Raw genomic sequence first — 14,945 nt, forward strand, 5'->3', positions numbered from 1 at the left:
ATTGGCGTCAGTAGTCCGCCGCTTCTGCAGATATCTTGTTTTTCAGGCTGAAATCGGCTATTTTCCCTGGCACCATTTCTGCATGGATATTATTGAAGTACACGGGTTCGCACACGCAATTTTTCCTTGCGCAAACCATCCGAATTCCGTAGTTTTTCTCCATTAATCCGATCCAGAACTCCTATACTTTGAGACGCGCAGCGAACATACTTTTTATCTTCACGGCGTTGTTCGTGATGAGAGCCAGCTCCCAGCAGGTTATCATCGACGATCTGTCGTATGAAGTGAGTATGTACGGCGATGTGGTTCTCACATGGTCATTGCCTCAGGGTGTTGCAATCTCCCATTTCACGGTATTCCGTGGTCTGAGCCCGGCCGATCTGAAACCCATCGCGGAAATCTATTCCCCCGCCGCGCGGCAGTACACCGATCACCGCTCGAATCTGATTCCCGGTTCAACCTATATTTATTGGCTTGAAGCGACGGACCGGCAGGGCAACACCGGCTGGAAGGTGATTCCTGTCAAGGTCACTCCTCCATCGGGAGGTATGAAGTTCACCTCCAAGCCCGAAGTGACCGGTTTTGTCGGACAGGACTACTGGTACATTCCGATCACCGTCGATGCTGAGAAGCAGGAGGACGTTGAGTACACATTCGGCGGGCCGCATCCCGACGGCATGGTGTTCAACTCCGTCGGCGGCGGACTTGTTACGAGTCTGTACTGGCTCCCTATCAAGGCCGGACAGTATCCGATCACACTCATTGCGACCCACAAGAAAACGCGCGCGATTGCCGTTCAGGAATTCACGATCACGGTCGCCAGTCAGGCGGGTGTGGTCACGGGCACGGTGCGTGCAGTGGATAATACACCATTGCGGAACACGCAGGTCCGCGTCTTCCAGGTACAGAACGACATGGCCTACGAGGCCACGACGGACTCACTCGGCACCTTCGTTCTCCCGAATGTTCAGGTAGGCGAGTTGTACGCCTTCGCGCGTCCGGCCACACCACGTTATCAGCCGCAGTGGTACACACTCGGCCGCAACATGAGTGAGGTTTCACCGCGCACCTTGCGTATGGGCGACACGCTCCGCTTCGCGTTCCAGCTCCTGACCAGCGTCGACAATCCGACCGCGGTACGGGGAAACGTGCGGAATATGGTCGGGCAACCCCTCGCCGATGCGCGAGTCTCATTTATCCGCAAGAGCAATTTCATCCATATCGGCGACACAACGATCATCAGTGATCCGAGTTTCCTCGACAATTTCAAGATCGACACCACCGTCGTCACCGACGCGTCTGGAGCATTCACCGCATATCTTGCGGTCGGACGCGAGTACTACGCTTTTGCACAGAAGACCAGCTATGCAATGGCCATGTCACCCGACCGCGGCGCCGGACCTGAAACGAACGTGCTGCTTGCGCGCCCCTTCAAGGTCCGTGACGGGTTGTCCGATCTGCGCTTCAGTCTGATTTACATCGACATCTCCACCCCGAACCGGATTGTGGGATCGGTCAAGAGTGTAGCCAACGGTATCGACAAGGAAGCCGTTGTGGTGCTCATCGATCCTGATCTCAAGCGTGGCGCAGGCGGCGGACACACCTACCGACAGTACCGCTCGACGGTCACCGACGAGAACGGCTACTACTCGTTCGATAATCTGGGCTACACGTCCACATACAGCATTCTCGCGGTTCCCCTCGAGAAGGGTCTCATTCCGCAGTTCTTCAACTCCCGCGGCGGGACCACCGTGGCTGAGAACAGCGATATCGTGTCGGCCCTCGGCACCGTGCAGAATATCAACTTCGATCTGCCCCGCGTATCGCTCGGCGGTGTCGGCACTGTATTCGGACGCATCACCGTGCGTCATCAGGACAATTCGATCTCGGCCGTGCCGGGTACTATCGTCTTTGCCGAAGACAACGATTCGCGCGACATTCTCGGGTATGCCATTTCCGACTCCGCCGGCTGGTACTCGATTCCCGGACTGCAGCGCGGCATGTACACGATATGGGCTGTGAACACGCAGCTCGGATCGAAGTCCAGTCCGCTTGTGTCGCTCGACTACACGACCTATAACCTCTTCACCGCGACGCGGAAGATGGACGTGCAGTTCACGGACGGTGTGACAGGAATTTCTGATCCTGTACATCCGGAACAGGTGACGTTGCATCAGAATCACCCGAATCCCTTCAATCCGTCCACCTCGATCAGCTTCTCCCTGCCGCGCGACATGCGGGTGAATCTGCGTGTGTACAACACCATCGGTCAGGAAATAGCCACCTTGTTCGACGGCATGGCGGACGCGGGCACACACGTGGTGAACTTTGATGCCTCGGCCTACGACAGCGGCGTGTACTACTACCGCCTCACCACGGGTGACATGGTGCTTTCGAAGGCGATGACGCTGATCAAATAGCCTCTCCCGCACAGCGCAATCGAAGAGACAACAGCACAAAGGCAACTCGCGAGAGTTGCCTTTTCGTTTGTGTTCACATCCTGTATCCTTCCTGGTAGAACACGTCTGCCTCCTCACACGCCCGTGAGGATACAGGAGAAAGGAGTCAGGAGAAAGGACTTGACTCGATTGCCTCCTGTATCCTGCCTCCTTACACTCCCGTGAGGATACAGGAGTGCGGAGTCAGGAGAAAGGAATTGACTCGATTCCCTCCTGTATCCTGCCTCCCCACACTCCCGTTAGGATACAGGAGAAAGGAGTCAGGAGAAAGGAATTGACTCGATTGCCTCCTGTATCCTGCCTCCTTATTCCTTACTCGGACGGTGTAGACCAATCTACCCTCTACCATCTACCAACTACCCTCTACCAACTACCCGCCGCATACATAAAAAAGGCGCGACCAATGGCCGCGCCTTTGTGACAACACTCGAAAGAAGAATTACCAGTCGGTGCGCTGCGATCCGAACGAATCGAGCTTCCCGTTAATGTGTTTCGTCTTATCGATGATCTGTTTATTCGCATCCACAACCCCCGCGTGACACACGTTGCAGGTCTCAACAGCCGGATGCGGCGCTTTGGGAAGCGGATTGCCCGTCGCGGGATTACCGTGGCAGGTACCACACTTCGCCTGATCGCTGCCGCCGGACCAGGTCGGTGAGGCGTTGTTGCCGTTGGTGAAATTGCCATGGCAATACACGTTCGCGCAGCTCCCGGCGGTGGGATCATACGACGGCGTCCCCGTTGTGCCCTTGGTCTTTGTGGCGGCCATCACATCCGTGATCGCCACCTCCGCCCCGTTGGGATTGCTCCCTTCGAGATGCCCCGCCGCGTTCCACACAGTGGGTACAGTATGGCAGCCGACACACGCGACAACCGTTGCCGAGCCGGCAGCGCCTTCGAGGTGTGTCGTGTGGGCGCCGACTGTCACAGGATACGGCTTCTTTGTGACGAAGTCGCCATGGCAGGTGTAACATGCGGTCGGTCCGCCATCGGCCTGGATATGGCAGCCGGAGGTGCTGCAGGACTTCTTGGTCCATCCACCCGTGAAGTCGGTCGCATGACAGGAACCGCAGGAGTTCATGTTATAGGACTTCGATGCGAGATCCTTCCCGTGAAAATCCGGAGACGCAAAGGTGATATATCCGGACGGATGCGGACTCGGTATCGATGCGTGGCAGGCGGGATTGGTACATGCGGCCGGATCCACGTCCGACGGAGGAATAAAATTGGCCGGATGCGGCCGGAGACCTTCGGGAGTGGTCGGAAGCTCGTCTTTTAATTCGCTGCTGCATCCCGCGAGCAGGGCGAATCCGACGGCAATCAGTGTGAGTCGTGTGGTTTTCATCGGTCACCTCCTTTAACAAGACCGGTCGAATGGCATGGAGCACAAATCGGATCACCGCCATCCACCTCATGGCACGTCGCGCAGGAGGCCATGTCGCGTTCGGCCATCTTGCCGTGACGGTTCAGGGCCTCGCCGCCGCCGAGCTGCACAAATCCGGCAAGCTGATGCGACTGCGGCACGATACGCGCGCCGTTGGCATCGAAGCCGTTCTGATGGCAGGGCGTACAGAAACTCTCGGGCTCGTGGCAACGTTCACAATGCGTCGACTGTGCGCGCGCATCGAAACCGTGTGTGTACCGATACGTGAGCGAATGTACCTGCTGCGAGGTCAGAAGCTTTCCATCGTCGACCTTTTCACCACGCGGCGCAAGACCGATGTAGAATTTATCCTTGGCATTGCCTTCGGGAACATCGTTTGTCGGTGTATGGCATTCCTGACAGAACGAGGCGGAGTGACACACGGCGCACTCGCGTTCCGCTTCGCCTGAGGTCGCAAAACGGCCGTGGAGCCGGATGTAGTTGACGGACCGGTGATTCTTGGGCACCATACCCGCGAGCGATGTGTGGCACAATTCGCAGCGGTTCGATGCGACCAATGTGCCCCCTTCGGTGGCGGCAGCTTTGATCGGAGCCAGTTTCTGCCCGTCATTGTGGCAGTCGTAACACGACTCCATCGAGGGCATCCCTTCGCTCGCGTCGGTGAGAACCGCGCCATGGCACGATTCACAATTCATACCCGCGCTGCCAGCATGGAACTTGTGCGAAAAACGCAGTTTCCTGTCGGCGACGGTGAGATAGGCCTTGTCGAGAGGATCGTTTTCACCGATGCCCCAGTAGCCGCGAACGTCCTTTGCATCGTGACAGGACGCGCAGGCCTCGGGTTTCGGAAGCAGATTGTCGGACGCGTTCTCGCTGTCTGCCGCCGGATGGCAGGTGGCGCACTCGGTCTGGCCCTTGTGCACGCTGTGCGAAAACGTCACCTTGCTGTCGACGCCGACAGCCGCGCCTGGCGAGCCACCGAGCACGAGCAGACCGACAGCTCCGGCAAGAAAGAGCGCGAAGGCGAAATACAGTTTGTTCATGGCCGGCCCTCCTGCTTCGCTGCACCGAACACTTCCGAGAACCAGAAGTTGGCGCGCGCGAAGACCCTCATATCAGATTTGTAGATCTTGTTTGTCATGTACTGTCCCTGCACGTCAAACGACAGCACGGGCCACGGCCTGACCATGGCGCCAGCGACGGCCGCCCAGGTCGAGGTTTTTTCGAGATTCTCCGCGAGTGCGTAGCTGCTGTACACCGCCCCGATATGCGGCACGAACATGCCGTCGAATACCGGATAGGTCAGGTTCAGATTGAAGGCGTCAAGGTCGCCATCGTAGCTGACGTCCTTGGTGTACATGATCGACGCGTATTTATTCGAGGCGCCGAGCGACACACGCGCGGCGGACTCGTCGTCGTACATCACGGTGGAAACTCGCGCATGCAAGGTCAATCGTGGCAATACGCGGTAATCGATGCCGAGCACAGCCTCCTGGTTCGCGGAACTTTCAAGCAGGGCGAAATACGAGTTCCACGCGATGGTGGGCTCGCGGTGCGCGAGATCAAGCGAAAGGCCAAGCGTGGGCGACACCTGATAGGTTGCCGCAAGCTCGGCCCGGCTCATCCTTTCGAAGTTGAAATCGTAGTCGACACGACCGAACAGCCAAAGATCACCGCGCGTGTACGCCGCGTCGAGGCTGCCGTACTGATTTGCGCGGGACCCGTAATCGACCGTCGTGGTAAACGGCGCGAGTTGTCCGTCGAGCCGCAGCGCCTGGAATGGCGTGGTTTCGCGGTGCCGGTTCATGTAGCTCAGTCCGAGTTTCACGTCTGGGATGAGATACAGAAGCACGTGCGCACCGGCCTGCCAGTTGTGGTCGAGGTTGTGGAAGAAATCCGTCCGCTGCGACGGCGGAGTCAATCCGCCGGCATAACCGATGACTTCCACACCGTCGGCGGGACGAAGACGGAGATGCGCACCGTCGATGGTCCCGTAATTCACGCCGCCGAAAATCGCCTGGCGGCCAAGTTTCAGATCGGCGAGACCGCCTATGTTTTTCCACAGCAGACTCGCGTTAAAGAGCCGGAGCTGCGGATCGTTTTCCATCTGCTCGCCGAAATCCGTTGAGCCGAGCATGGATGTCGAGAACGAGAAATTGCCGGCCGACAGCGAAAGCTGCATCTGCTCGTACCCGCGCAGATGTCCGGTCGAATTCCCCGCTGCATCGTCCTGCCGCTCCCAGCCGAGTACGGACGTGACAAAGCGACCGCTGACTGTCTGCGCTTCGGCCCCCGCGAGGACCACCGCAAACAACAGCGGCACAATCAGGATTCGTTTGTTCATGTTATCGTTCCTTCTTGGTCGAAGATGAACGGGAAAGGCGCATCCCCGCGCGCGGACTGCGTCCGCTGTGAGAATGCCGCCTGAAGGATGGGACTGTTGGATTGAGGGTCGGGACTGTTGCCGGGCTCTCAGGAAGGCGCGTGTTGCCTCTTCTGAAGAATCACCTGCTCGATGGCCTCGAGGATCAGGACAAAGTAGCGGTCGAGTCCGCAGACGTGACTGTCGCGAACGGAACAGAGTTGCTCACCATCGGGCCTGCAGACGCGGCACACAGTGTCGCGAAGCGCGGACACGTAGTCGTCGATTTTGTCGCTGCTGACGGAGGTGGCCACGTCCACAATCTGCGGGAGAAACCGTTCCACAGCACAGGTGCCGGCATCACTCACACCGCAAAAAGAATGTGCGCCGGGTGTCTGGCACACGGCGCACACATGACGTCTTATAGCGTCGAGGTAGAGGTTCGCGTCGGTATGGACGGACTCACCCGACATGATCGTTCGATGGAATTACGCGGGACGCGGATGCGCGATTTTCTTCCACATCTCGTCGAACTTGAAGTTCTTGGATGTGGGGCTCTTCGAATTATGGCACTGCTTGCACTGCTTTTCCGCCGCGCCGCCTTCAACCTTCGGGATCAGCATGCCGGCTGCGACTGCCTTGTCCTTGTTCTCGGGCTTCATGTGCAGCGTCTTGTAGCCGGATGCGGCACCATGGCACGATTCACAACCGACACCCTCGTCGTTCGTGAACTTCGCATCGTACTGCGGCGCCTTCTCGTCCTTGCCAGTGACGTGACACGCAATACACTCGGCCGTCTCGGCGGCCTTCGTCTTGTGACCAGCCTTCTGAGCAATTGCATCGGCTTCGGGCTTCTGCAGCGTCTTGAACGCGTTTGCGTGAGCGCTTTCCGCCCATTTTGCGAACTGCTTGCCCTGCTTGTCGGTGTTGTGACAGGCCTTGCACGAGGCGGAGCCAAGGTACTTCTGCTCGGCGTTCTCCATCGATGTGAACGCGGTGACGGCCACAAAGGCCGCTGCCAGCGTCATCACAAGGAGTGACTTTTTCATGATAACCTCATTGATTGGTGGAAGAGAAGATCGGCGATTCTAGATAGTATAGCGCAATAAACGATTTCTCTGTCGGCTTATATATTTTGCAAGATTCATGCCAGAATGCAGCACGAAAAAACGACGTAAAACAGCCGGTATAATGCGATTTCTTTCCCTTTTCGGCGACAGATGCGTCCGTTTTTCCCGACACTGGGAATGTGTCGGAAAGAATGGATCAAAGGACGGGCATCAAGATCGTGACGGACTTCTGCGCGAAGCTCACGAGCGGCTGGAAGTACAGGCCGAACAGCAGATTCGGCACGATGAACAGCACCACAGTCGCGATGACGCCGGGTGAGAATTTCAACGGAGACGTGTCACCGCCGGGCGCTTCACGGAGGTACATGTTCTTCATCACACGCACGTAGTAATACAACGATACCACGCTGTTGAGCACGCCGACTATCGCGAGCCAGATAAACTGTGATTCCATGACTGCGGAGAACAGGAACAGCTTCCCCACGAAGCCGGCCGTGGGAGGAAGTCCGGTGAGCGAAATAAGAAACAGCGACAAGCCGACACTGAGAACCGGCGCCCTTCTGCCAAGACCTTTGTAATCGTCGATGTGCTCGCTGCCGATCTTGTCGGCCACGACCATCACGACGTAGAACGCTCCGAGATTCATGAAGAAGTACATGATGAAGTACAGCATCAGAGCGGCCAGGCCGTTGTTGCTGAGCACCACGAGGCCCATCAGCAGGTATCCCGCATGCGCGATGCTCGAGTACGCGAGCATGCGTTTGAGATTATCCTGCCAGATGGCGACAAAATTTCCGAGCGTCATCGTGAGCACGGAGAGTGTCGCAAGAACGATGTTCCAGTCCAGTCCCTTGAACGTGGCCCAGGAGCCGGCGGATACCATCGAATCGAAAAACGCAACGACGAAGAAGCGGATCATCAGGGCAAAACCTGCGGCTTTGCTCGCGACAGCAAGGAACGCGGTGATGGTGATCGGCGCGCCTTCATACACGTCGGGCGTCCAGAAGTGGAACGGCACCGCCGAAATCTTGTAGCCGAAACCGGCGAGCATCATCACAATGGATGCCATGAGTGCGGCAAAGGACCAGCCGGTTGTCACCGCGTGTCCGCTCGCAAGAGCGGTGCGGATCTGGCCAAGATCCAGCGTGCCTGTCAAGCCGAAGAGGATCGAGATGCCGTAGAGCATCACACCGCTGGATACGCCGCCGTAGAGGACGTACTTCAGCGCGGCCTCGCTCGAGCGGCGCAGCGATTTGCTGAAGCCCGCGAGGATGTAGCTTGTGAGACTGACCAATTCGATCGCGATGTACATCATGAGCAGATTCGCCGCACCCGACATGAGGACCATCCCGAGTGTCAGCGCCGCGATGAAGCAGTAATATTCGCCCGTGTGCCTGGCCTCGAGCAGCAGTTCGCGCGATTGCAGCGAAAAGACCACGATAACCATGCTCGTCACGATAATCAGGTATTTGAAAAAGACCGAGAACGGATCGACCGCGTACATCCCGCTGAAAATACTCACCGGTGTGTCGGGCGAGAACGGGAGCTGAATGAGCGCAGCGGCGAGGCCGACAAAAACGAGAATTCCTGTCGCTTTTGCGCCGTTCGGACGCGAACGCCGTCCCGCGGCGAATTCGATGATCATCGCGAGGATGAACGTCAGCGCCAGGGTGATCTCCGGCCAGAAATGCGTGGTGCTTTGGAGAATGATGTCAGGCATAGTGGATGACTCGTTGAAGTGTCGGCGGAAAAGTGATCCGGAACCGCTCTAGAATCCGAGCAGCGCCTGACTTGCCTGCGCGCCGGTTTTCACAAATCGGACGAGATGGTCCAATGAAGTGGTCATGTAGTTTAATGCGGGAGAGGGCCACACGCCGAGCACGAGGATGATGACCGCGAGCGGCGCAAGCGAAATGATCTCGCGCGGTGTGACGTCGGGCAGCACGTTCTCCCATTTCTCGGGAAGTTTGCCCATGAACACGCGCTGGAACGTCCACAGCATGTAGCCGGCGCCCAGAACGATGCCGAGCGTCGATAGGATGGTCCAGAACTTGTCCGCCTGGAAGGCGCCGAGGAAGACGAAGGCCTCGCTCACAAAACCGCTGAGCGACGGCAAGCCGATGGCCGCAAAGAAGGCAATGACCGTGAAGAACGAGTAGAGCGGCATCTTGTTGTACACGCCGCCGAATTCGTTGAGTCCGCGTGTGTGAGCCCGATCGTAGAGCACACCCACGAGGAGGAAAAGCATGGCCGTGATCGTGCCGTGGTTGAACATCTGGAACACCGCGCCGGTCATGCCCTGCACGTTCAGCGACGCCATGCCCAGTATCACATAACCCATGTGCGAGATCGACGAATAGGCGATGAGTTTCTTGAAGTCGGTCTGAGCCATCGCACACAGTGCTCCGTACACGATGTTCACAAAACCGAAGATCATCAGTGCCTTCTGGAAGTACACCGCGAACTCGGGGAAAATCGGGAAGCTGATGCGCAGCATGCCGTAGGTTCCCATCTTCAGCAGCACGCCCGCGAGGATGACGGAGATGGCCGTCGGCGCCTCAACGTGCGCGTCGGGAAGCCAGGTGTGGAACGGAAATACCGGCACCTTGATCGCAAAGGCGATGAAGAGCCCGATGTACGCATACATGCGCGCATTGCTGCCGATCGACGAGAATATTCCCGATGTCATGTTTGCGGGATCCATCATCGCAAGCATGTTGAAGGTGTGCGCGCCGGTGGCGGGATCGATGGTGCTGAAATACAGGCCGATCATCACAAGCAGCAGGAGTACGGAACCCGCGAGCGTGTAGATGAAGAACTTGATCGCCGCGTATTCCCTGCGGGGACCGCCCCAGATACCGATCAGGAAGTACATGGGAAGCAGCATCAGTTCCCAGAAGATGTAGAACAGGAAGAGGTCCATCGCGCAAAACACGCCCATCATGCCCGCGTCGAGCAGAAGGAACATCGCGAAGTATCCCTTGTGCTGCTTGTCGATGCTGAACGAGGCGAAGACTGCGAGGAAACTGATGATCGCGGTCAGCACCACCATCGGCATCGAGAGGCCGTCAATGGCCATGAAATACTCGATACGAATTTCACCGAACCACGGTGTCTGCGGTATCGAGATCCACGGCACGCGTTCGACGAGCTGCATGGTTTTGACATCGTTGATGCCGGGCAGCGCCGCATTGAATGCCATCACGACGGCAACCGCGAGCAGGACCTGCAGGCCCGTGACGATGACGGACACGGCGCGAATCGCGCGCACATTGTCCTTGTTGAGGAAAAGCACGAGGATCATTCCCATGATGGGAAGAAACGTGATGACAGAAAGAATGGGGAAATTCATCAATCCTCCACCAGAAGGCTATCGTTACTCAATGTTCGAATTCTGCACGGATGTATGAGACGGCGTGTGATGCTCAATAATACACATAGAAGAGCACGATGACGCCGAGAATGAGAAAGGCGATATAGGTCTGAATGCGCCCGGTCTGCGTCTTGCGGAACAGTATTCCGAAGAACCCGACGGCGTAGCCCGTGAAATTCACAAGTCCGTCGACGACGTACTTGTCGAACTGGCCGCTCAGCCACGACTGGAAGCGGGTCACGGAGGCGACACCATTCACGGCGCCGTCCACAACTTTTGCGTCGAACCAGGCCATGGCGCGGGTTACCATCAGCAGGAAGGGAACAACCACCCACTGTTCGTATATCTCGTCGAAAAACCACTTCTTACTCAAGAACACGTGCAAAGGACGAACGCGCGCGGTAAACGCGTCGACGTCGATCATCTTGCGTCGGTACACGCCCCACGCGACGAGGATGCCGAGACCCGCCACAAGCAGCGATGTTATCATCGCCGACATGTGCGCCTGATGCATTCCGTGCGTGAAGGTTTCCTGCGCGGGATTCACTGTTGCTTCCGCGGGCGCGGCGGCGTGGTCACCGGCTGCGGGTGCGGTCGTCTCGTGAGTCTCGGCCGTATGCGCGGGCGCCGCGGTTTCATGCCCTTCGCCATGCGAAAAGGCGTACCAATTCTGGCCGGTGACGGTGACAGGCACCGGCAACGACTTCAGTATCCAACCGGATGCCGCGCCGAAGGGATTAAACGAAAACACAAACCACAGCGAGAGTGTCGCGAGCACGATCAGCGGCGTCTTCATCGTCACGGGGGACTCGTGCAGATGCGCGTACACATCCGCGCGTTTGGGTTCGCCATGGAAGGTCAGGAACACGAGACGGAACATATAGAACGCGGTGAGCATCGCGACGCCGAAACCGATGTACGGCATCAGCAGGCCCAGACCGCCGCGCAGCGACCCGAAGGCCCAGGCACCGGCGAGTATTTCGTCCTTGCTCATGAATCCCGAGAAGAGCGGCACACCGGAAATGGCGAGCGTCGCAACGAGGAAGGTCAGGTATGTCACCGGAAGCTTCCCTTTCAGGCCGCCCATGTTGCGGATATCCTGGGGGTCGGTTTCGTGGTCGTGCAGGTGATGCAAGCTGTGATGCATCGCGTGGATCACGGAGCCGCTGCCAAGGAAGAGGCAGGCCTTGAACATCGCGTGTGTCACAAGATGGAAAATGCCCGCCTGATAGGCGCCGACACCGAGCGCCAGAACCATGTAGCCGAGCTGGCTCACTGTCGAGTACGCGAGCACTTTCTTGATGTCGTTCTGCGCGATGGCGATTGTAGCCGAAATGAACGCGGTGAGCGCGCCCGTGACGGCGATCACAAACAGCGCGTCACCGGAGAGCATCGGGAAAACGCGCGCAACGAGGTACACACCCGCCGCAACCATCGTCGCGGCGTGGATGAGGGCGCTGACGGGCGTCGGACCTTCCATTGCGTCGGGAAGCCATGTGTGCAACGGGAACTGCGCGCTCTTGCCCACAGCGCCGCAGAAGATGCAGATGCCCGCGACCGTCAGCCAGGTCTCGGATCCGAAAGGCAGATTGCCCGCGCTGATGGACGCAAATATCTTGTCGAAACTGAATGTGCCGTAATTGGTGAACAGGATCATGATGCCGATCCACATGCCGATGTCGCCGATGCGGTTCACGAGGAACGCCTTCTTCGACGCGTAGGCCGGACCCGGCTTCTCGTACCAGAAACCGATCAGCAGATAACTGCTCAAGCCCACCAGCTCCCAGAAGATGTACATCATCAGGATGTTGTTCGTGACAACAATGCCCATCATCGAAAAAGTGAACAGGCCCAGATAGGCGAAGTATCGCGAGTACTTGGCATCACCATGCATGTACCCGATCGAAAACAGATGCACCAGCGCCGAGATGAGCGACACAACCACGAGCATGATGCCGACAAGGTTGTCGATCATGATCCCGAGTTCGATACGCATCGGAATATTCTGGCCGAACACCGTCATCGTGGTATTGAAGTCCACCCATGTAAACGTGCTCTGCACAGGCGCGGCGGGGAATCCCGGAATCGATCCCGCGGGAACAGAGGTGACCGACCCTATCATCACCACCAGCGACAGCGCCAGCGTGAGGAAGAGTATCGCTGTTCCGACAAAATCGCCCTGGCGCGGAAGTCGTTTCCCGAACGCGAGGAGAATTACAAACGACGCCAGAGGAAGAAAGAGTATGGCGATCGTGAGTGTGGTGAGGGTCTGAGGAGACATGGCGTTTCTGCTGTTTCGCGGAATAGTGCGAAATGGTCCCGCAGTATCGATGCGGGGGTGTTACTGCATTTGAACGATTTTGAATTCGATGCGGCGGTTGCGCGCGCGGCCCGCCTCGGTCGTGTTCGGGGCGAGGGGCTGCGTCGAGCCGTAGCCGCGCGCGCTGAGGCGCGCCGCGTCGATGCCCTTCGCAACGAGATAGTTTTTCACGGCATTGGCGCGGCGCAGCGAAATGTCCTTGTTCAGCTTCGCCTTGCCGACATTGTCGGTGTGACCGCCGATTTCGACTTTCATGCCGGGATTGTCGACGAGAGTCTTGTACGCGTCGTCGAGCGCCGTGATGGAACCGGGCAACAGATCTGCCTTGGCCGTCTCGAACTCGACATTCTGGAGAATGATCTTTGCGCCCTTTTTCAGAACCGGCGCGGTTTCGGATGCCGGCTCGGCCGCGTCGTCGGGACATCCGTCGTCGTCGTTCACACCGTTCCGCGTCTCGGGCTGCAGCGGACACTTGTCGCGTCCGTCCGCCAATCCGTCGCCATCCGTGTCGGCCTTTAACGGATCGGTGTTGCGCGTGATTTCGTCGCCATCGAGCAAGCCGTCGTTGTCGGTGTCGGCAACGAGCGCCTTGGTCTTGTGCCGGTTCACTTCGTCGCCGTCGCGCAGACCGTCGGCATCCGTGTCGGCCTTCAACGGATCAGTTCCCTGCCCCGCTTCCTCATTGTCGCGGAGACCGTCGTTGTCGGTGTCGGGATTGCGCGGATCGGTGCGCAGGCCGCGCACTTCCTCGGCGTCGTTTATCGTATCGCCGTCGGTGTCGGTCTTGAGCGGATCACTCTTGTGCGTGCGCACTTCCGCGCCGTCGTCCAGCCCGTCGCGATCAGTGTCACGGTTCAACGGATCCGTGCCCTGCGCCACTTCGTCGCCGTCGCGCAGACCGTCGCCGTCGGTGTCGTCGATCAGCGGATCGGTCTTTTTTGCCAGTTCCTCGCCATCGGTCAGGCGGTCGTCGTCGGTGTCGGTCTTGAGAGGATCGGTCTTGGTCGTGTAGACCTCTTCCCTGTCGTTGATGCCGTCGCCGTCGCTGTCGGGATTCAAGGGATCGGTGCCGCGCGAAATTTCGTCGTTGTCGGAGAGCCCGTCGTCGTCGCGGTCGTTCTCGCCGAACAGATAGAACTGCAGCGAAAGCGAACCCGTCGCCCACGAATCGTTCGCTTCGGACGAGTGCACCGTGTATCGCTGATCGATACGGGCGAAGTTCTCGATGGTCTCCTTGCCGAATCCGTCGAGCATGTCGCCGCCCTGCCCGAGCACAAAGCGGTACGTGAAATCGAGGTTAATTGACAGAATATCGGACAGCAATATGTCGAATCCGAGACCCAGCGGAATGACGGTCTTCACGTTTGCGTCGGCCGGAAGATCCGACAGCATGGATTCGATGACCGCGCCTTTTTTCAGATAGAATGTTTCCTCGCCGAAGGTGACGTTCAGCAGCGGATCGCCGTTGGGCATTCTCCGTTCGACATTGGAATTGCTGAAGTTCAGCATGCCGGCGCCGAAGGAGATGTAGGGATTGAAGCTGCGGCGCGGGAACATGTTCACCAGCACGCGCCCCTCGACAAAAAAGAGCTTGTCGACTTCGAGAACCTGATGTTTGACGTCGGTGAGCGGCGTCCCCGGCACTCCGGTGCCGCCGAGGCGCGGATCGCGGAAAAACTGGGTCGCGTAGCTGTCGGAGAATTTCGCCTGCCAGCGGCGGTTGTAGATGTAATTTCCGATGCCGCCATTGATCTGCGCGGCCACTTCCGGAACAAAGAAATATTTGGCATGGGCGCCGAAGAACGTCCCAAAATGCTGGTCGGTGAATTCCCCGAAATACTTTGTCGCGCCGCCGTCGACACCGATGACGAGTTTGCGGCTCGGATCCCAGCTATACGTGATTTTCTGGGCGAGCACGGGCGCGGCAGTACCGAGAGCCGCGAGGAGCAATATGGGGAGCAGGCGTTTCATGCGGAT

The 14,945-nt window shown here is 58.1% G+C and carries 10 protein-coding genes; 1 reads left to right on the forward strand and 9 read right to left on the reverse strand.

What is annotated here, in order from left to right; genetic code table 11:
- Positions 1-236 precede the first annotated feature (236 nt).
- The gene (locus tag HY962_02040; GenBank protein MBI5645686.1) at positions 237-2,420 is read left to right on the forward strand and encodes a T9SS type A sorting domain-containing protein; all 2,184 of its coding nucleotides are present in this window, start codon (positions 237-239) and stop codon (positions 2,418-2,420) included.
- 478 nt (positions 2,421-2,898) lie between these two features.
- Here HY962_02040 and HY962_02045 read toward each other — a convergent pair whose 3' ends face one another.
- From HY962_02045 to HY962_02085, 9 genes are all read right to left on the reverse strand, one after another.
- Complete coding sequence (locus HY962_02045; protein MBI5645687.1) at positions 2,899-3,804, reverse strand: CxxxxCH/CxxCH domain-containing protein; 906 nt, start codon at positions 3,802-3,804, stop codon at positions 2,899-2,901.
- The gene (locus HY962_02050) at positions 3,801-4,886 is read right to left on the reverse strand and encodes a hypothetical protein (GenBank protein MBI5645688.1); all 1,086 of its coding nucleotides are present in this window, start codon (positions 4,884-4,886) and stop codon (positions 3,801-3,803) included. The genes HY962_02045 and HY962_02050 overlap by 4 nt, the downstream gene beginning before the upstream one ends.
- Positions 4,883-6,187 (reverse strand): hypothetical protein, encoded by a 1,305-nt coding sequence (locus HY962_02055; protein ID MBI5645689.1) that lies wholly within the window; start codon positions 6,185-6,187, stop codon positions 4,883-4,885. The genes HY962_02050 and HY962_02055 overlap by 4 nt, the downstream gene beginning before the upstream one ends.
- Positions 6,188-6,315: 128 nt before the next feature.
- Entirely contained in the window at positions 6,316-6,549 is a 234-nt protein-coding gene (locus HY962_02060) for a hypothetical protein (GenBank protein MBI5645690.1), read from the reverse strand.
- A 144-nt stretch (positions 6,550-6,693) separates the two neighbouring features.
- Positions 6,694-7,254 carry a cytochrome C554 gene (locus HY962_02065; protein MBI5645691.1) on the reverse strand — a complete coding sequence of 187 codons (561 nt, stop codon included), beginning with the start codon at positions 7,252-7,254 and terminating at the stop codon, positions 6,694-6,696.
- Between the two features lie 217 nt (positions 7,255-7,471).
- The gene (locus HY962_02070; GenBank protein ID MBI5645692.1) at positions 7,472-8,995 is read right to left on the reverse strand and encodes an NADH-quinone oxidoreductase subunit N; all 1,524 of its coding nucleotides are present in this window, start codon (positions 8,993-8,995) and stop codon (positions 7,472-7,474) included.
- Positions 8,996-9,043: 48 nt separating this feature from the next.
- The gene (locus tag HY962_02075; GenBank protein MBI5645693.1) at positions 9,044-10,615 is read right to left on the reverse strand and encodes an NADH-quinone oxidoreductase subunit M; all 1,572 of its coding nucleotides are present in this window, start codon (positions 10,613-10,615) and stop codon (positions 9,044-9,046) included.
- 85 nt (positions 10,616-10,700) lie between these two features.
- The gene (nuoL, locus tag HY962_02080) at positions 10,701-12,929 is read right to left on the reverse strand and encodes an NADH-quinone oxidoreductase subunit L (protein ID MBI5645694.1); all 2,229 of its coding nucleotides are present in this window, start codon (positions 12,927-12,929) and stop codon (positions 10,701-10,703) included.
- Between the two features lie 60 nt (positions 12,930-12,989).
- Positions 12,990-14,939: an OmpA family protein gene (locus HY962_02085; protein ID MBI5645695.1), complete on the reverse strand. Its 1,950-nt coding sequence runs from the start codon at positions 14,937-14,939 to the stop codon at positions 12,990-12,992.
- Between the last annotated feature and the right edge of the window lie 6 nt (positions 14,940-14,945).

The sequence above is a fragment of the Ignavibacteriota bacterium genome (assembly GCA_016218045.1).
In the GTDB taxonomy this organism is placed as follows: domain Bacteria; phylum Bacteroidota; class Ignavibacteria; order SZUA-365; family SZUA-365; genus JACRFB01.

Bases quoted from the DNA above. Each gene is read 5' to 3' on its own strand.
- HY962_02085 (MBI5645695.1), bottom strand. From the start codon at position 14,939: ATGAAACGCCTGCTCCCCATATTGCTCCTCGCGGCTCTCGGTACTGCC.
- HY962_02050 (MBI5645688.1), bottom strand. From the start codon at position 4,886: ATGAACAAACTGTATTTCGCCTTCGCGCTCTTTCTTGCCGGAGCTGTC.
- HY962_02045 (MBI5645687.1), bottom strand. From the start codon at position 3,804: ATGAAAACCACACGACTCACACTGATTGCCGTCGGATTCGCCCTGCTC.
- HY962_02040 (MBI5645686.1), top strand. From the start codon at position 237: ATGAGAGCCAGCTCCCAGCAGGTTATCATCGACGATCTGTCGTATGAA.
- HY962_02065 (MBI5645691.1), bottom strand. From the start codon at position 7,254: ATGAAAAAGTCACTCCTTGTGATGACGCTGGCAGCGGCCTTTGTGGCC.
- HY962_02055 (MBI5645689.1), bottom strand. From the start codon at position 6,187: ATGAACAAACGAATCCTGATTGTGCCGCTGTTGTTTGCGGTGGTCCTC.
- HY962_02070 (MBI5645692.1), bottom strand. From the start codon at position 8,995: ATGCCTGACATCATTCTCCAAAGCACCACGCATTTCTGGCCGGAGATC.
- nuoL (MBI5645694.1), bottom strand. From the start codon at position 12,929: ATGTCTCCTCAGACCCTCACCACACTCACGATCGCCATACTCTTTCTT.